At 65.8% G+C, this 17655-nt stretch carries 14 protein-coding genes; 9 read left to right on the top strand and 5 right to left on the bottom strand.

Features of this window, described 5'->3' with window-relative positions; all coding sequences use genetic code 11:
* Genes BLR24_RS01240 through BLR24_RS01225 form a run of 4 tightly spaced genes read left to right on the top strand, consistent with a single transcriptional unit; the run spans position 1 to position 4019 of the window.
* Positions 1-909 carry an HTD2 family dehydratase gene (locus BLR24_RS01240; RefSeq protein WP_093011451.1) on the top strand — a complete coding sequence of 303 codons (909 nt, stop codon included), beginning with the start codon at positions 1-3 and terminating at the stop codon, positions 907-909.
* Positions 910-925: 16 nt separating this feature from the next.
* Positions 926-2107 (top strand): CaiB/BaiF CoA transferase family protein, encoded by a 1182-nt coding sequence (locus BLR24_RS01235; RefSeq protein ID WP_093011448.1) that lies wholly within the window; start codon positions 926-928, stop codon positions 2105-2107.
* Positions 2104-2973, top strand: coding sequence for an HpcH/HpaI aldolase/citrate lyase family protein (locus BLR24_RS01230; protein ID WP_093011444.1), 870 nt, complete (start codon positions 2104-2106; stop codon positions 2971-2973). Before BLR24_RS01235 ends, BLR24_RS01230 begins: the two co-directional genes overlap by 4 nt.
* Positions 2974-3014: 41 nt before the next feature.
* Positions 3015-4019, top strand: a complete 1005-nt coding sequence (locus tag BLR24_RS01225) for a tripartite tricarboxylate transporter substrate-binding protein (RefSeq protein ID WP_093011441.1) — start codon at positions 3015-3017, stop codon at positions 4017-4019.
* Here the strand turns inward: BLR24_RS01225 and BLR24_RS01220 are convergent.
* Complete coding sequence (locus BLR24_RS01220; protein WP_254787120.1) at positions 4016-4591, bottom strand: CinA family protein; 576 nt, start codon at positions 4589-4591, stop codon at positions 4016-4018. The genes BLR24_RS01225 and BLR24_RS01220 overlap by 4 nt on opposite strands.
* A gap of 158 nt (positions 4592-4749) precedes the next feature.
* Between BLR24_RS01220 and phbB the strand changes: the two genes are divergently transcribed.
* From phbB to BLR24_RS01205, 3 genes are all read left to right on the top strand, one after another.
* On the top strand, positions 4750-5487 hold the full coding sequence (gene phbB / locus BLR24_RS01215) for an acetoacetyl-CoA reductase (protein WP_093011438.1): 738 nt from the start codon (positions 4750-4752) through the stop codon (positions 5485-5487).
* A 128-nt stretch (positions 5488-5615) separates the two neighbouring features.
* Positions 5616-6959: a dicarboxylate/amino acid:cation symporter gene (locus BLR24_RS01210; RefSeq protein ID WP_093011435.1), complete on the top strand. Its 1344-nt coding sequence runs from the start codon at positions 5616-5618 to the stop codon at positions 6957-6959.
* 47 nt (positions 6960-7006) lie between these two features.
* A complete protein-coding gene (locus BLR24_RS01205) occupies positions 7007-8686 on the top strand; it encodes a cation:proton antiporter domain-containing protein (RefSeq protein ID WP_093011432.1) in 1680 nt (559 codons plus the stop codon).
* 20 nt (positions 8687-8706) lie between these two features.
* On the opposite strand, the gene BLR24_RS01200 is transcribed toward BLR24_RS01205, so the two are convergent.
* Positions 8707-9111, bottom strand: coding sequence for a hypothetical protein (locus BLR24_RS01200; RefSeq protein ID WP_093011429.1), 405 nt, complete (start codon positions 9109-9111; stop codon positions 8707-8709).
* 386 nt (positions 9112-9497) lie between these two features.
* Between BLR24_RS01200 and BLR24_RS01190 the strand changes: the two genes are divergently transcribed.
* Both BLR24_RS01190 and BLR24_RS01185 read left to right on the top strand, forming a co-directional pair.
* Positions 9498-10859: a homoserine dehydrogenase gene (locus BLR24_RS01190; protein ID WP_093011422.1), complete on the top strand. Its 1362-nt coding sequence runs from the start codon at positions 9498-9500 to the stop codon at positions 10857-10859.
* A 126-nt stretch (positions 10860-10985) separates the two neighbouring features.
* Positions 10986-11330 carry a DUF1090 family protein gene (locus BLR24_RS01185; RefSeq protein WP_254787119.1) on the top strand — a complete coding sequence of 115 codons (345 nt, stop codon included), beginning with the start codon at positions 10986-10988 and terminating at the stop codon, positions 11328-11330.
* A 9-nt stretch (positions 11331-11339) separates the two neighbouring features.
* Here BLR24_RS01185 and BLR24_RS01180 read toward each other — a convergent pair whose 3' ends face one another.
* The 3 genes from BLR24_RS01180 to BLR24_RS01170 form a co-directional block, all read right to left on the bottom strand.
* On the bottom strand, positions 11340-12191 hold the full coding sequence (locus BLR24_RS01180) for a PA4780 family RIO1-like protein kinase (protein ID WP_093011419.1): 852 nt from the start codon (positions 12189-12191) through the stop codon (positions 11340-11342).
* 217 nt (positions 12192-12408) lie between these two features.
* A complete protein-coding gene (locus BLR24_RS01175) occupies positions 12409-15000 on the bottom strand; it encodes a phytanoyl-CoA dioxygenase family protein (RefSeq protein ID WP_302848482.1) in 2592 nt (863 codons plus the stop codon).
* Positions 15001-15088: 88 nt separating this feature from the next.
* On the bottom strand, positions 15089-17521 hold the full coding sequence (locus BLR24_RS01170; RefSeq protein WP_093011412.1) for a glycosyltransferase: 2433 nt from the start codon (positions 17519-17521) through the stop codon (positions 15089-15091).
* Positions 17522-17655: the final 134 nt, after the last annotated feature.

Genomic DNA, 17655 nt, shown 5'->3' with positions numbered 1-17655 from the left:
ATGAGCCTTCCCATGCATGAAACTTCTTCCCCACTGATCGACAGCGACGCGCTGGCCAGGCTCCAGGCGTGGCAGGGCCGCAGCGAAACGCTGACCGACGAGGTCACTGCCGCGCCCGTGCGCGCTCTCTCCGCCACGCTGGATCGCGACGACGCGCTGCCTGTGGCCGGCACGCGCCTGCCCGAGCTCTGGCACTGGCTCTATTTCCTGCCGCACCATCGCCAATCGGAGATCGGCGACGACGGACATGCGAAGCGCGGCGGCTTCCTGCCGCCCGTGCCGCTGCCGCGCCGCATGTGGGCCGGTGGCCGGCTGGCGTGGGAGCGGGGCAATCCGCTGCAGGTGGGCGACAAGGTGGAGCGCATCTCGACCATCGCCTCGGTCACCCACAAGGCGGGCCGCAGCGGCGAGCTGGTGTTCGTGCTCGTGCGCCATGAAGTGCGCAACGAACGCGGCCTTGCGCTCACCGAAGAACACGACATCGTCTACCGCGCCGCGGCCGCACCCGGCGAGAAGACCCCGCCGCCCACGCCGGCATCGAAGGACGCCGCCTTCAGCCGCGAGATCGTGCCCGACGACGTGCTGCTGTTCCGCTACTCGGCGCTTACCTTCAACGGGCACCGCATCCACTACGACCGCCGCTACGTGACGCAGGTCGAGGGCTATCCGGGCCTCATCGTGCACGGGCCGCTCATCGCCACGCTGCTGGTCGACCTGCTGCGCCGGAACGTGCCGGGCGCGCAGCTCGCGCGCTTCGAATTCCGCGCCGTGCGGCCGACCTTCGACATTGCGCCGTTCCGCGTGCACGGCAAGCCGGCCGAAGGCAGTACGGACGGCAAGACTCTCAGCCTCTGGGGCGAAGACGCCGATGGCTGGCTCACCATGCAGGCCACGGCCGTGCTCGCATGAACAAGGAAAAAAGCCCATGACAAGACCTCTCGACGGCATCACCGTGGTTTCGCTCGAACACGCGATTGCGGCACCGTTCTGTACCCGCCAGCTGGCCGATCTTGGCGCCCGCGTCATCAAGGTGGAGCGACCCGGCGTCGGCGACTTTGCGCGCGCCTACGATGCGCGCGTGGGCGGCGAGGCCTCGCACTTCGTATGGGTCAACCGCTCGAAGGAAAGCCTCACGCTCGACCTCAAGCAGCCTGCCGCGCTCGCGGTGCTGCAGGAGCTGGTGGCCGAGGCCGACGTGCTGGTGCAGAACCTCGCACCCGGCGCGGCCGCACGCATGGGGCTGGGCGCCGAAGCGCTGCAGGCGAAGCACCCGCGGCTCATCGTCTGCGACATCTCGGGCTACGGCGAAGACGGCCCATACCGCGACAAGAAAGCCTATGACCTGCTGATCCAGAGCGAGGCGGGTTTCCTGTCGGTCACGGGCACGCCGGACGATCCGTGCAAGTCGGGCAATTCCATTGCCGACATTGCGGCGGGCATGTACGCCTACACCGGCATCCTCGCGGCGCTGCTCCAGCGCGGAAAGACCGGCAAGGGCTCGCACATCGACGTGTCGATGCTCGAGTCGCTCGCCGAGTGGATGGGCTACCCGATGTACTACGCCTACGAAGGCGCGCCGCCGCCGCCGCGTAGCGCCGCCTCGCACGCCACCATCTACCCGTACGGCCCGTTTCCCGCGGGCGATGGCGGCACGGTGATGCTGGGCCTGCAGAACGAGCGCGAATGGCGCGTGTTCTGCGAGAAGGTGCTGCTGCAGCCGGGCTTTGCCACCGACGCGCGCTTCGACAGCAACGCGCGGCGCAACGAGAACCGCGATGCACTGCGCGCGATCATCGTGGAGACCTTCAGCACGCTCGGCACCGTGCAGGTGGTCGAACGCCTAGACGCCGCGCAGATTGCCAATGCGCGCATGAACGACATGGCCGGGCTATGGGCGCATCCGCAATTGCAGGCGCGCGAGCGCTGGCGAAACGTAGGCTCGCCGGCGGGCGAGATTCCAGCCTTGCTGCCGGCGGGACGCCAGAGTGCCTTCGACTACCGCATGGACCCCGTGCCCGCGGTCGGGGAGCACACCGAGTCCATCCTGCGCGGCCTGGGCCGCGGCGATGCCGAGATAGCCGCGCTGCGAGAGGCGGGGGCGGTGTGAGCACGGCCACGCATGCGGCGCTGGCCCTGGCGCGCACCTTTCTCTTCGTGCCCGCCGACCGGCCCGAGCGCCACGCGCGCGCGCTGGCCACCGGTGCGGGCGGTGTCATCGTCGATCTCGAAGATGCCGTGGCGCCCGATCGCAAGGTGGCGGCGCGCGAGCAGCTCAGGGCGTCTTTCGCCGCATTGCCCGCCGCGGAAAGAGGGCGCCTGCTGGTACGCATCAATGCCCATGGCACGCCGTGGCATGACAGCGACCGTGCGTTGGTGGGCGAGCTTGCCGCCGAACGCCTGATTGCCGGCGTGGTGCTGCCCAAGGCAGAGCGCGCCGCCGACTTGCATCAGCTCGCCGCGGACATCGGACTCAAGGGCCTGCTCGTGCCGTTGATTGAATCCGCCGCGGGCCTCGAAGCCGCTGGCGAACTCGCGGCCGCGCCGCAGGTGCTGCGGCTCGCGTTCGGCAACCTCGACTTCCAGGCCGACCTGGGTCTTGCCTGCGATGCGGACGAGGCTGAACTGGTGCCGGTGCGCCTGGCACTGGTGCTGGCCTCGCGCCGTGCCGGCCTGGCCGCCCCCATCGACGGCGTCACGCCCGATTGGCGCAATGCGCCGCGGCTCGCGGCCGACGCCGCGCGTGCACGCCGGGGCGGCTTCGGCGCCAAGCTTTGCATTCACCCCGACCAGGTCGCACCGGTGCACGCCGCGCTGGGGCCGAGCACCGATGAGCTGGCATGGGCTCGCCGCGTGATGGAGGCGACCCGCGCCGCCGGCGGCGGCGTGGCGAGCCTCGACGGGCGCATGGTCGACGCACCCGTGGTGCGCCTGGCCGAGCGCCTGCTCGCGCTCGATACGCAAACGGCGCCCTGACGAACGCCGCAGATCGACATCAAGACAAAGGAGACAACGAAGTGAAAGCAACAAACAACTGGAAAACACGGGCAATGCATGCGGCTGCGCTGGGCGCCTGCCTGCTGGCGGCCCATTCGCCCGCGGCGGCGCAGGCCCCTTGGCCCGAGAAGCCCATCACCATGGTCGTGCCGTATTCGGCCGGCGGCCCGACCGATGTGGTCGCGCGCATGCTGGCGATCCCGATGGGCAAGTCGCTCGGGCAGACCGTCATCGTCGAGAACACCGTGGGCGCGGGCGGAACCATCGCGCCCGGGCGCGTGGCCAAGGCGGCGCCCAACGGCTACACCATCCTCATCCATCACATGGGCATGGCCACCGCACCCGCGCTCTACAAGAAGCTCAGCTACGACCCGCTGAAAGACTTCGAATACGTCGGACAGGTGATGGACGTGCCCATGACCTTGCTTTCGCGCAAGGACTTTCCGGCCAACAATTTCCAGGAGCTGCTGGCCTACGTGAAGATCCACAAGGACAAGGTGACGCTCGCCAACGCCGGCGTCGGTGCCGTGTCGCAGCTGTGCGGCATGCTCCTTGCGCACCAGATCGGCGTGCAGCTCACCACCGTGCCCTACAAGGGCGCCGGTCCCGCGCTCAACGACCTGATGGGCGGGCAGGTCGATCTGCTGTGCGACCAGACCACCCAGACCGCGCCGGTCATCAAGGACGGCAACCGGGTCAAGGTGTTCGGCGTGACCACGCCCAGGCGCCTGTCCAGCATGCCCAACGTTCCCACCCTCGACGAACAAGGCCTGAAGGGTTTCGACGTGAAGGTTTGGCACGGCATCTACGCACCCAAGGGCACGCCGCCGGCGGTGATGGAAAAGCTCAACACCGCTTTGCGCGCCGCGCTGCAGGACGACATGGTGAAGCAGCGCTTCGCCGAACTGAGCACCGAGGCCGTGTCCATGGACAAGGTGACGCCCGAGGCGCTGCGCAAGCACCTGGCCGCCGAGACCGAGAAATGGGGCAAGGTGATCCGGGCGGCGGGGGTGCAGGCGGATTAGCCTGCAGAGGATTGCGCGCGCAGTGTCTCGTCGAAGAGCAGGAGCAACTGCCGCGCGAACACATCCATGTTCGACACGCGGTCCGCGTCGCCGGTCTCGATGGTCCTGCTTGCGGTGGCCGTACCGGCGATAGCCACGCACACATGGCCCGGCGCGTCGCCGTACGGGCTGCCGGAAGGGCCGGCCGCGCCGCTCTCCGCAATTCCCCACGTGGCGCGGTGGCCGTCGCGGATCCTGCCCGCGATGAACCTGGCATAGGGTTCTGTTTCCGCGCGCATGCCGTCGGCCATGTCCTCCGGGGTGAGCCCCAGCAGCGCCTTGGCGGCGCGCCGCGAATAGACGACCGCGCCGCCAAGGAAGAAAGCCGAGGCGCCGGGAATGGCAAGCAGGGCAGCCGACACGAGCCCGCCGGCCGAAGATTCGGCTACGGCCACCGTCTGGCGCCGTTCACGCAGGGTGGCGCCGACTCGGGCAGCGAGCACGGAGAGCGGCTCGAGGCCAGAAATTCCGGACACTGTGACAATCCCGAAATTCATACTTTCGAACTCCTTGAAGGGCAGCGGAATGCGCAAGAAGGTACAGACTCATGCATATGGTTGCACATCGGCCCTGCATTGACAGCTGCTTGCCAGCTTGGCTCAGTGTTTTCCTCAGCGATAGGTGGCTTGAAATTCGCTAGAGTGAAGGCGGCCGTTCAGGCTTTAGCTTCGCAACACATCAAGGAAGATTTATGAGCAAGAAAGTTGCATATGTCACCGGAGGCATGGGTGGCATCGGAACTGCCATCTGCCAGCGTCTGCACAAAGACGGCTTCACCGTCATCGCAGGCTGCGGCCCCACGCGCGACCATGCCAAATGGCTGGCCGAGCAGAAGGCCCTGGGCTTCGAGTTCCATGCGTCGGTCGGCAATGTCGGCGACTGGCAATCCACCGTCGAGGCGTTTTCGGCCGCCAAGGCTGCGCACGGTCCCATCGACGTGCTGGTCAACAACGCCGGCATCACGCGGGACCGCATGTTCCTGAAGATGACGCCCGAAGACTGGAGCGCGGTCATCGAGACCAACCTCAACAGCATGTTCAACGTCACCAAGCAGGTGGTGGGCGACATGGTCGAAAAAGGCTGGGGCCGCATCATCAACATCAGCTCGGTCAATGGCGCCAAGGGCCAGGCAGGGCAGACCAACTACTCGGCGGCCAAGGCCGGCATGCACGGCTTCACGATGGCGCTGGCGCAGGAGCTGGCGAACAAGGGCGTCACGGTCAACACCGTGAGCCCGGGCTACATCGGCACCGACATGGTCAAGGCCATCCGCCAGGAAGTGCTCGACAAGATCGTGGCCACCATCCCGGTCAAGCGCCTGGGCGAGCCGAGCGAAATTGCCTCCATCATCTCGTGGCTTGCCACGGACGAGGGCGGCTACAGCACCGGGGCCGATTTCTCGGTCAACGGCGGCCTGCACATGCACTGATCATGCTGACCAGAGCCTGATTGAAAAGACCCGCTTCGGCGGGTTTTTTCATTTGAATCATGTGGCTTCTACGAATGGAAAGTGGCTGAAACGGTCCTACAGTTTCCAACCCGATTCGGAGGCAAGACATGGCAGAGACAACAAGCACACCACCCAGAAAACTTCCTCTTTACCGTTCCCTCTACGTCCAGGTGATCACCGCCGTGGTCATCGGCGTGCTGCTCGGCCACTTCTACCCCGCCATCGGCGAATCGATGAAGCCGCTGGGCGACGGCTTCATCAAGCTCATCAAGATGATCATCGCGCCGATCATCTTCTGCACGGTGGTGGTCGGCATCGCGGGCATGGAAGACATGAAGAAGGTCGGCAAGACCGGCGGCCTGGCTCTCCTGTATTTCGAGGTCGTGAGCACCATCGCGCTGGTGGTCGGCCTCTTGCTGGTCAATCTGCTGCAGCCCGGCGCGGGCATGAACATTGACCCGGCCTCGCTCGACACCAAGGCGATTGCCTCCTACACCGGCCCGGGAAAGATGACCGGCACGGTCGACTTTCTGCTGAACGTCATTCCCAGCACGGTGGTCGATGCCTTTGCCAAGGGCGAAATCCTGCAGGTGCTGCTGATCGCCGTGCTGTTCGGCTTTGCGCTGCACCGCTTCGGCGGTCGCGGCACGCTGGTGTTCGACGTGATCGAGAAGGGCTCGCACGTGCTCTTCGTGATCGTCGGCTACATCATGAAGCTGGCACCCATCGGCGCCTTCGGGGCAATGGCCTTCACCATCGGCAAGTACGGGCTGGGCAGCCTGTTCTCGCTCGGCAAGCTGATGGGCACGTTCTACCTGACCTGCCTGCTGTTCATCTTCGTGGTGCTGGGGCTCATTGCGCGCTTCCACGGCTTCAGCATCTGGAAGTTCATCAAGTACATCAAGGAGGAACTGCTGATCGTGCTGGGCACTTCGTCGTCCGAATCGGTGCTGCCGCGCATGATGGAGAAGATGGAGAACCTGGGCGCCAACAAGGCCTGCGTGGGCCTGGTGATTCCCACCGGCTATTCGTTCAACCTCGACGGCACGTCCATCTACCTGACGATGGCGGCGGTGTTCATTGCGCAAGCCACCAACACGCCCATGACGCTGATGCAGGAGATCACGCTCCTCGCGGTGCTGCTGCTCACCTCCAAGGGTGCGGCGGGCGTGACCGGCAGCGGCTTCATCGTGCTGGCCGCCACACTGTCGGCGGTGGGCCATGTGCCGGTAGCGGGCCTGGCGCTGATCCTCGGCATCGACCGCTTCATGTCCGAGGCCCGTGCGCTGACCAACCTGATCGGCAACGGCGTGGCCACCATCGTGGTCGCCAAGTGGACGAACGAACTCGACACGGAGCGGCTGCAGGCCGGGCTCAACAACGAGAGCTGGGTCGAGGCGCAGGAGCCCGAGGTGCTCGAAGGCGCCCGCGTCACCAAGATGGCCGATTGATGTCCGTGTAGGGCAAGGGAAAGGCATCGTTCCTGCAAAATGGAACGATGCCCCACAGCGTTTCACTGATCAACACCATTGCCGCCGGCTTGGGCCTGGCGCTCGTGTTCGGTTTCCTGGCGGTGCGGCTGCGCTTGCCGGCGTTGGTGGGCTACCTGCTGGCGGGCGTGATCATCGGGCCCTTCACGCCGGGCTTCGTGGCCGATGCGGGCATTGCGGCGCAGTTGGCCGAAATCGGCGTGATGCTGCTGATGTTCGGCGTGGGCCTGCATTTTTCGCTCGACGACCTGTTGGCCGTGCGCAAGATCGCTCTGCCGGGCGCTTTGGCGCAGATTGCGGTGGCCACCCTGCTCGGCGGCGCGCTGGCGCTCTGGTGGGACTGGTCATGGGGCGAGGCACTGGTCTTCGGCCTGGCCCTGTCGGTGGCGAGCACGGTCGTGCTGCTGCGGGCGCTCGAGAGCCTCGGCATTCTCGATTCGTTCACGGGCCGCATTGCCGTGGGATGGCTGGTGGTCGAGGACCTGGCCATGGTGTTGGTCCTGGTGCTGATGCCGCCGCTTGCGGGCGCCTTGGGCGGGACTGCCGGCGATCCGGCGGGCGCTGCGCCGGACCCTCTGTGGCAGACGCTCGGGCTCACGCTGCTGCAGGTGGGAGGCTTCGTGGCGCTGATGCTGGTGGTCGGAAGGCGGGCCTTTCCCTGGATTCTCTGGCAAGTCACGCGCACGGGGTCGCGCGAACTGGTGAGCATCGCCTTTGCATCGGCGGCATTGTTCGGCGTGTCGTTTGCGCTTGGCGCGTTCTTCGCCGGCATGGTGATGCGTGAATCGGAATTCAGCCACCGCGCCGCGCAGGAATCGCTGCCGCTGCGCGACGCCTTCGCTGTGCTGTTCTTCGTATCCGTGGGCATGCTCTTCGATCCTTCGGTGCTCCTGGATCGCCCATTGCAGGTTCTGGCGGTGGTGGCCGTGATCGTGCTGGGCAAGTCGCTTGCCGCCTGCGCGCTGGTGCTGGCGTTTCGCTATCCGCTGCGCACCGCGCTCACCGTGAGTGCGAGCCTCGCGCAGATCGGGGAGTTCTCGTTCATCCTTGCGGGGCTCGGTGTCTCGCTGGGGGTGCTGCCGGTCGAGGGCCAGAGCCTCATCCTGGCCGGCGCGCTCATTTCCATCGCCACCAATCCGCTGTGGTTCAGCCTGATCGTGCCGTTGCAAAAATGGCTGCACGCCCGTCTTCCGTTGGCGCTGGCACTCGAATCGCGCGACCACCCGCTGGCCGAATTGCCCACGACCACCGAAGCCAGATACCTGTCCAGGCAGGTGGTGCTGGTGGGCTATGGCCGCGTCGGTCGCCGCATTGCGTCCGAGCTGGAGGCGAACGACGTTCCCTATGTGGTGGCGGAGCAGAACCGCGAACTGGTGAAGAAGCTGCGCGAAGCCGGCGTGGCGGCCGTTTGGGGCGACGCGGCCGATCCTTCCGTGCTGATCCAGGCGCACATTGCGCGCGCCCGGGTGTTGGTGGTGGCCACGCCAGACGCCATCAACGTGCGCCAGATGATGGAAATCGCGCGCACGCTCAATCCGGCGATCGAGACAGTAATCCGCAGCCACAACGAAGATGAAGCCCGCCTGCTGACGCAGGAGACCGCCGCAACCGTCTTTCTGGGCGAACACGAACTGGCGCAGGCCATGGCCCGCGACGTGGTGCGGCGCGCCGTGGCTGCGGCGGCCTGAGCTACCGCCGGATCAGGGGCTCAAAGGTCTTCGATGACCAGCGTGCGATATCGCTGCGCGATCGAATAGGGCACGGTGCGCACCACCTCCATCAGGTGATTGGCGGCTTCCTCGTTTTTCGTCCTGACCAGGAGGCCGGTGTGGCCCTCGCGCGCCAGCTTGGTATAGGCGCGCACGGTGGCCGCATCGGTGCCGGCCGAAGGCAGCGGCTCGTCGGCCTCCCTCACGGTGGGCGTGATCTCCTCCAGGATCGTTGCAGCGGGAATCAGGTAGATCTCGTCGCCGCTCACGCCGTTTTCGATCAGTTTGTGGCCGATGCGGCTGGCGTCCTCCGGGCTCGGAAACATCACCATCGAATAGCCAGTGGGGTAGAAAGCGCCGCCGAAGCTTGCCCGCATGCGCGGCTCTAGGACGAAATTCTTCATGATGCTGCCTCCTGGATGATGCAGTTCTTTTCCCAAGACATTAGGCTCGCTGCGGGCAGAGATGTGTAGGCCTGCTCCCCGTATTTCAGCGGGTTTTGCGCGGGAAGGCCCCTCCGCCAGGCGGGCCTTGTGTACACTCCCAGCTTCATGCCGTGCCATTTCTTCCCCACCACCGTCTGCGCAGCCTCGCTGGCCCGCCTGACGCCGCCTGCCTTCGCGCGGGCGAACGGGGCGTTGGTTGCACGAATGATTACCACCATTACCACCGCGGCCCCCTGAGCACGCGCAGGTGGCCGTTTCGGCAGCCACCTGGTGTATCGCTCTTCTCCGAATGAATGAACCCAGCTCTGGCAGCTGGGTTTTTTGTTTTTCACCCGGAGATTTCCATGTACCGCGATCCAGTCCAGTCACTCGAACCCCTGCCCAGCCGTTCCGCGGCACCTCGCGCATTGCGCGTGGGCATGATCGGCATCGGCACCGTCGGCGCGGGCACGTTCCGGGTGCTGGCGCGCAACCAGGCCGACATTGCCGGACGCGCGGGCCGGCCGATTGAACTGGTGATGGTGGCGGCGCGCAACCTGGAGCGTGCCGCGCGCATCGTGGGCGGCACTGTTCCGGTGACGGACGACCCGCTGCGCGTGGCCACGCACCCGGACGTCGACGTGGTGGTGGAAGTGGCTGGCGGCACCGGCCCAGCGCGCGACTGGGTGCTGGCCGCCATTGCGCACGGCAAGCACGTGGTCACGGCCAACAAGGCCCTGCTGGCGGTGCACGGCGCCGAGATCTTTGCCGCGGCTCGCCAGCATGGCGTGGCCGTGGCCTACGAGGGCGCCGTGGCGGTGAGCATTCCCATCGTCAAGGCGCTGCGCGAAGGCCTCACGGCCAACCGTATCGAGTGGGTGGCGGGCATCATCAACGGCACCACCAATTTCATCCTGAGCAAGATGGAGGACGAAGGCCTGGACTTTGCCGCCGCGCTCGCCGAGGCCCAGGCACTGGGCTATGCCGAGGCCGACCCGGCCTTCGACATCGAGGGTATCGACGCCGCGCACAAGCTCACCCTGCTGGCCGCCAATGCGTTCGGCACCTCCGTGCGGCTTGCCGACGTGCAGGTGGAAGGCATCACGTCACTTCAGCGGACGGACGTGGCCTGCGCCGCGCAGTTGGGCTTTCGCATCAAGCTCCTGGGCGTGGCCCGCCGGAGGGAAGAGGGCGTGGAGCTCCGCGTGCAGCCCGCGCTGGTGCCCGTGTCGCACCTCATGGCGCATGTGAACGGGTCGATGAACGGCATCATGGTCAAGGGCGATGCGGCCGGCGTCACCATGTACTACGGTGCGGGTGCAGGGTCCGAGCAGACCGCCTCGGCGGTGATCGCCGATCTGGTGGACGTGGCGCGGCTCGACGGCACCCATGCGGCACAGCGCGTGCCGCACCTCGGGTTTCATGCCCACGCGATGAGCGCCTTGCCGGTGCTGCCGCGCGCCGCGACATGCTCATCGCACTACCTGCGCGTGCCCGTGCATGCGGCCGGCGACGTCGAGGCGATATCTGCCTGGCTCGTGCGGCAGCAGGTGCCGGTACGCCATGTGACGCTGGCTGCTGCTGCGCAGCCCGGCTCGGGCCCGCAGGTGCTGGTGCTGACGCAGCCGGTGCAGCAGGGCACGATGGACCTGGCGCTGCACGCGCTGCAGGCACATCCCTCGGTCGCAGGGAAGGTCACCGCGCTGCGGGTGGAGGAACTGGCGTGAGGGGCCTTCTTACGTCCTGACCTGGGACAGAATCAGGCAAAGCGGACCCTGGCACCGCCAACAAACGGGAGTCGCAATGAAATTCGATCGGCACGGTGGCCCTCAGGACCGCGATGGGAGCCGTGCGTGAAACGCAGCCTCCTCGTCATTGCGCTGGCCCTGGCAATGCCCGCCTTCGCCCAATCCACGCCGCCTGCGCAACCTGCGGAATCGGCGGAGGGCACTTCTTGCCATGCGGAAGAAGCTGCGCTGGAGCGCGACATGGACCTGGCGCGCTCCAGGGGGCAGATGCTGCGCCGGCGGCAACTCGCCGACACACTGACCGCGCTTCGCACGCGCTGCCAGGGGACGGAACCGCCTCAAAGCCGTGCGGCGCGCATCGACAAGCTGGAGCACGACATCCGGCTGCTTCGGTCAGAACTCGAGCATGCCGAGGAGCAACTGCGCGAGTTGAAAAGCCAACGGCCCTGAGGCCCGGCCTCACAGCCGCGGCAATTGCATGCGCAGGCGCCGCGCCGCTTCTTCCTCGCGCGCATCGTCAACCTCGCGCAGCACATTGCCCAGGTCGACCGGCCCGGTGTCGCGCACGTGCGTGCCGGTCAGCACCGACTCGACGCGCAGCAAGCCGCGCTCGTACAGGTGCCAGATCTCGTCGCCGTAGTGCGTGCCCAGGAGTTCCGGCGCAAACTGGCCAAAGAAGTTGCGCAGGTTTTCAACATCGCGCAGGAGCATGCGCCTGGCGTGGTTGTTGCCCGCGGCATCCACGGCCTGCGGCAGGTCGATGACCACCGGGCCGTCGGCTGCCAGCAGCACGTTGAACTCCGACAGGTCGCCGTGCACGACGCCCGCGCACAGCATGCGCACCACTTCCTTCAGCAGGCTGGCGTGGTGCTGCATGGCTTCCTCGGGTGTGAATGCCACGTCGTTCAGGCGGGGGGCCGCGTCGCCGTTGGCGTCGGTCACCAGCTCCATGAGCAGCACGCCTTCCAGGAAGTTGTAGGGAACCGGCACGCGCACGCCGGCCGCCGCCAGCCGATAGAGCGCATCGACCTCGGCGCTCTGCCAGATGGCCTCGGTCACCTGGCGGCCGAAGCGCGTGCCCTTGGCCATGGCGCGCGTCTCGCGCGAATTGCGCACGCGGCGGTTTTCCGTGTAGTCGACGGCCTGTCGAAAACTGCGCTTGTCGGCTTCCTTGTAGACCTTGGCGCAGCGGGTGTCGTCGCCGCAGCGCACCACATAGACCATGGCTTCCTTGCCGCTCATCAGCTGGCGTACCACCGTGTCGATCAGGCCTTCGTTGACCAGCGCCTGCAGGCGTGGTGGTGCTTTCATGGGTACCGCTCCGTCGGTTCCAGGGTCCGGGTCGAGAGGAAGGCTCTCAGGCTTTCCGGGCCGATCTGGTAGACCCCATCATGCCTGTGCGCGGCAAAGCCCAGCCGGTGCGCACTGTGAACTGCCGTGTGGCCTGTGTGCACCGGCTCTTACCGCTATGGTGAAAGCCGGTCATTCGAAAGCTGGGCCTGCCTTGTTCGCTTGACTTCGATCGTCGCTAGCGCTGGTTGCGCAGCACCCCGAACATTGCGCGAAGCGGGCGCGTGACGCGCCACGAGTTCGAGGCGTAGACGGCTTGCATGGATGCTGCCAGCTGCTCCGCATGAACCTTCAGCGTGTTCAGTTCCTCCTGCAGCGCGTGTGCAACGTGTGCAGCCTGTGCAGCCTGGGGCGGCTGCGCCGCGGCGTCCAGCGCGCGGCTCAATGCAAGCATCTCCCCACGCATTTGCGTCACCGCGTTCGCGAGCCGACGGTTCTCTTGGCGTGCGTCTTCCAGATCTAGGCCGTGCTGCTGCAAGGTTGCGGCTTGCGCTTCCAGGCTTTGTGCGTACTTCGTGGCCTCGGCAATCGACATCTGGAGCTGCGTGTTCTGGTCGCGCAGGCTCAACGCGTATTCCTCGGCCTGGGTGGCCTTGTCGGTCTGCGCGGCATGATCCTGCTTCAACTGGCGCACAAACGGATCAGGCTCGGAGGCCTGCTCGCCGAAAACGACTGGAAAATGATCGCCTGTCAGGATGCCGCGCGTGCGGGCATCCATGCAGCACATGGTGAAGGCGCGCCGTGGCGTGGATGAAGGGTTGATGCCGGAGCGATGGATCAGCCAGTTGTGCAGAAGCACTGCGTGTCCCGCAGGCACCTCGAGCGGCACCGTCAGATCGTCGCGGCAGTACTCGCGCACATGCTCTTCGGTCAAGGTACTGCCGTGCAGGCTCAGCAAGCCCAGGCGATGCGAGCCCCGGATGGCATCCATGCAGCCGTTGTCCCGGGTTGCGGGGTCGAGCGCAACCCAGATGGTTGCCTGCGGGTCGCGGTCGAGTTGCCAAACCGTGCCGCCGTCCTGATGCCATGGGAGGTAGGTGCCCTGGCCTGCTGGCTTGTTCATGACCATGGCGCGGAAGATCGACACCGCCGCATGGGCGCCGTATATGTGCGCGCAAATCTCGCGAAAGAGCGGCCTGTCGATCAGCGCTGCGAAAAGGTCGTCTGTTTCCAGACCTTGAATCTTCCGGTACAGGCGAGTGCCTTCTTCGAACTGGCTCACGGCCTCGGGCAACGCCTCGTAGGCGCCGCCCGTGTCGTACTGCATCTGGATCGCCGGATTCGAGATCTGCCCCAGGGCCAGAGCGTCAGCACGCTGCTGCAGCGCCTGTACCTGTTGAGCATCGAGCACCTGCCCAAGGTGCAGGAAACCGTCGCGCGAAAAACTCTGCCAGTCTGCGTCGGTCAGCATCTTTGGATCCTTTTTGAGATGAAGTGACGCGGGCAGCGCGCGGCCCGCAGTCGCGTGGCGCGGCATCGCCTCGGTCATCGGCGCCTTCCTGGTCGGCTCCCCCGAACCGAAAGGCGCCGTAAAGGCATGCGGTTCGCGCATGGCGGTGGCCAGAATGCCGGCCAGCCGATCGGGCTGCGGCGTGTCCGCCGCCTCTCGCTGCATGACCAGCCGCACAAGCTGACGGCGACGGCGCTGCTCGTCCGCATCGTTCTGCAGGCCTAGCGCATGAATTTTCTCGCGCGCTGCCGCGCGGCTATTCCACAGCTCGGCCAGCTTCCGCGCGAGCTGTTGCTGACGGATGCCTTCGAGGCTGCACGAATCGTCGGCACGGTCGAAGTGCTGCAGGGCGCCGCACAACTTGGTGCGGGTGTACAGGTCGGCCCAGATGCCGAGGCACGGCACGCCCTGCGCCAGCCCGAAGACGATCGGGTGGTAGCGCGAACTCACGATCATTTGTGCCTGCCCGGTCAACCGGGCCACTTGGCGCGCCGAGAGAACCGGCATCAGGTGAAGCACCGTCGACCGCATGCGCCGTGCCAGCGCGCGACCCACATCCTCGTCGGACCAGGGAGCGCCCATAGTTGCGGCGGCCCTGGCATGCGGAATGAACACCAGCCGACAACCCGTTCGAGCGGAGGTCTGCTCCAGTTGATCGGCCAACTGGTCGAGCAACGGGTCGTCGCTCGTCGGATCGACGAATGGATGGAACGTAATGCCGATCCACGGCGTCTCCACGGAGAAGGGCAGGCATGCGGGCTCGGTGTCGGCAGCTTCTTTCCAGAGTTCTGCCGCATCGTCGATCTGGTAGGACAACTGCTCGGGGAGCGCACCGAGCTCCAGCGCGAACGCGAAGCTCTGCGCTTCCCTGACACCGATCCACCACGCTGCGCGGACGATCTCCGACACCAGTTCGCGATGCCGCGCGTTCAGCTCCGGTCCGAGGGTCTGGCCCAGGATGATGATCGGCGCTCCGTTCGCCACGGCTTTTCGGCACAGAGCCACCCGCTCATAGATGCAGTTCGGCCAGGTGCTTCGCAGATTGCCGCCCCCGGAGATCAGCAGGCCGTCCGATTCGTCGGCCATGCGCGCGAAGGCGCCGGGCGTTTCGCTGGTCCAGTGCATGTGCGAAAGCCTGGCCAGGAGCGCTTCGCGCGCTTCGTCCGATGCGCAGTTGTCGAAGCCCAGGCGCGGCAGACCTTCGACTTCATACGCTGCCGCGGTGAAGGCCGGGTCGGCGGAGACCACATGCAGTGTGGCGTCCGGGTCGATGGTGCGCAGCAAGCGCACGTTGCTTTCGAGCATTGCCTCGTCGCCCACGTGATAGCTGTGCGCGCCGCCGACATCGCCGATCAAGGTCCAGCGCCTTGGGCGCCTGCCCACAACGGATTGCGCTTCGCGCAGCGCTTTATCGGGCACGGTCTTCTACCGGTGTGCAGGCCATTGCCGCTTGCAATGGCGGGCCGGCCGATTCCAGTTCTTGGAGGCGCAGTCGCATGCGTGCGCCGCAGTTCTCGGCACTGAACTGCTGTTTCAGCATGGTGCGCGCGGTATCGGCGCGACGCTGCGCCTCGCGCCGGTTGTGGAACACCTGGCGCATTTGCCAAGCTGCATGGTTCTCGTCCGGTTCGGCCCAGACCTGGCCTTCGTGGAACGGATACTGGTTTTCGGGTACCGGCACAAGCTTGAAGTCGACGGGCCAGCCGGTGTCCGAGGAGACCAGCTCGACGGTTGCCGAGTAGTCGGTCGCGATCACCGGCTTGCCGAGCGCCATGGCTTCGGCAATCAGCAGGCCCAGTCCTTCGCTGCGGTGCAGGGATACGACGGCGTCGCATGCCGTGATCAGCTGCAGCGTTTCGGTGCGGGTCAAAGTCTCTTCGATCAGGGTCAGGTCAAGGTCGGTACGCAGGATGTCGCGCAGGGCTTGGCTGTGCGCAGGCGCGATGTCTGCGTTGAGTGTCTTGAGCACCAGGCATACGTTGGGATGGGCGGAACCTTCATCGCGAAATGCCTTCTTGAATGCACGCACCAGAGCCATGGGGTTCTTGCGTTCGGCATAGGAAAGAAAATCGAAGCTGAAGAAGAACAGGAAAGCGTGCTCCGGAAGTCCGAAGCGTGCACGGTCCAAGGTCGGTGGGGCCTCGAAGTCCAGCGGCAGCGGCATGTGGAGCACGGGCTTGCCGATCCTGCGGGCGAGCATGGTCTGAATGAAACGGGTCGGCGCCCAGATTTCGTCCACCAGATCGAAGGCCGCGAGCCATGGCGCCGGAAAGTGTTCGAGCTCCCAGAAAGGCATGGCCACGCGGTAGGCGTCCGACCGCAGGGCCGACCCCAGGTGGGCAATGACGCCCGGCAACTGGTCCGCGTTGATGTTGAAGACCTGTACCCTGGCGGTGGCCGTGTCGTCGAACAGCGGCTCCAGCGACTTGTCCACGGCGGCGGACATGGAGCCGAATTGGATCGGCAGGCCACGCGCATCGAGTCCGGCGTGCCGCAGCGTGCGGAGCACCTGGCGACCCGCTTCGCCAACGCCGAGTGCGAGGCGAAGGTAGCCGATTACCGCCGCGTCCGGCTCTGCACCACGCCTTGCGGGCGGGCGCCGACCGTGGGCGGGCGCCGCCTGAACGCCGGCGCGCAAAGCGACGGGTGCGACGAGCCGGCTGTCTTTCAATAGTGTTCGCGCATTCTGGACGTACCAGTCGACGTAGCGGCCTACGCCTTCACTCGTTGCGAGATCGTAAATGCCTCGCAGCCAGGGCTCGCGCTCGTGCAGGTACGACATCAGGTTCGTGACGCCGCGGGATGCAGTGCCGGCGGTTCGTGCGCACGGCAGGTGCAGATACTCCTCGTAGGTGTGGAACGGATCGCCCCCGGACCAGTGGACATGGCGGTCGCGGAACATCCGGCGCACTACCTCGGGCAGCAGCGTGCCTGATGCAAAGCGCCCGTAAGCGTAAATGGCGTTCGGTACCCGGCCGTGGCCGTTCGCGAGCACCTGCGCGGCATAGCGGCGCAAAAGTTCGCCAAGCAGCGGCGACTGCTGCTCATCACGGAATGACTCGGTGTGTTTGGACAGGTACTTCGGGTTGAACGGATCGATGCCGCTGAAATGGAAAAAGCGAAGTGGCGCGCCATCGATCTTCCAGTCGTCCGGTTCTCCGCCGAGTGCGCGCTGCTGCAGGTTCCAGTACGCCACGTTGTAGGCGGTGTCGCGCAGGATGCGGGCGCCGGCCGCAAAGCCTGGCACCAGGTCCATGAATTTCTGATCCACGAAGATGCCGCGATCCGGCTCGTTGACGCATTCGTATTGCAGGCGCCGCGACCACCAGCGAAGGATCCGGTCGGCTTCCTCGCCAGCCCCCACCCCAAGAAAACCCAGGTTGTAGACACCCGCGCGCATGATCCCGAGATCGTTCGGAAAGTTGGGCTGCTCCAGCGGTTGAGTGAGGTGCGGCGTGAGCACGAAGGAAGCGCCTTCGTCGAGCAGCGAGAACACCCGTTCGAGCGGGGCGAAGACTTCGATGTCAGGGTCCAGGTACACCACGGATTCATGTCCGCGCGCGAGCAGATGCCGGATCATGAACGGCTTGATTGCCGTGTTGAACTCCATGATGTCGTAGCGGAACGCAAACTCTCGGAAGTTCGGAATGCCGAGCGTCTTGGCCGCAATGAGTTCGCATTGCCCCGGATAGAAAGCGGCCTCTGGCAGCGCCTCGTCGGCAAGGCACAGATAAACATCGGCTTCCGGATGGTGGCGTTTCGCGCTTTCCAGCAAAACCCTCGCCATCGGCACGTAGTTGTTGGAGCAGATGGTGAATATCGCGCGGGGACGGGTGGCCATGGGGTGAGGTGTTTTTCAACGGCCGTTTGGAGCGACGACCATTCCGTGATCATTCATGCGGGTCAAAGGCGCGCCGAACAGGAGTAGCGCTGAAATCTCGAAAGAGAGTTTCACTAATGTTACGCACAAACAGA

It is taken from the genome of Variovorax sp. OV700, from assembly GCF_900099805.1.
Taxonomy (GTDB): domain Bacteria; phylum Pseudomonadota; class Gammaproteobacteria; order Burkholderiales; family Burkholderiaceae_C; genus Variovorax.
This window is presented reverse-complemented; position numbering and strand designations above follow the sequence as displayed.

What these genes read in the sequence shown, in the direction of transcription:
- BLR24_RS01170 (WP_093011412.1), bottom strand. Translation starts at nt 17,521, where the DNA reads ATGGCCACCCGTCCCCGCGCGATATTCACCATCTGCTCCAACAACTAC.
- phbB (WP_093011438.1), top strand. Translation starts at nt 4,750, where the DNA reads ATGAGCAAGAAAGTTGCATATGTCACCGGAGGCATGGGTGGCATCGGA.
- BLR24_RS01190 (WP_093011422.1), top strand. Translation starts at nt 9,498, where the DNA reads ATGTACCGCGATCCAGTCCAGTCACTCGAACCCCTGCCCAGCCGTTCC.
- BLR24_RS01200 (WP_093011429.1), bottom strand. Translation starts at nt 9,111, where the DNA reads ATGAAGAATTTCGTCCTAGAGCCGCGCATGCGGGCAAGCTTCGGCGGC.
- BLR24_RS01210 (WP_093011435.1), top strand. Translation starts at nt 5,616, where the DNA reads ATGGCAGAGACAACAAGCACACCACCCAGAAAACTTCCTCTTTACCGT.
- BLR24_RS01240 (WP_093011451.1), top strand. Translation starts at nt 1, where the DNA reads ATGAGCCTTCCCATGCATGAAACTTCTTCCCCACTGATCGACAGCGAC.
- BLR24_RS01180 (WP_093011419.1), bottom strand. Translation starts at nt 12,191, where the DNA reads ATGAAAGCACCACCACGCCTGCAGGCGCTGGTCAACGAAGGCCTGATC.
- BLR24_RS01205 (WP_093011432.1), top strand. Translation starts at nt 7,007, where the DNA reads ATGCCCCACAGCGTTTCACTGATCAACACCATTGCCGCCGGCTTGGGC.
- BLR24_RS01235 (WP_093011448.1), top strand. Translation starts at nt 926, where the DNA reads ATGACAAGACCTCTCGACGGCATCACCGTGGTTTCGCTCGAACACGCG.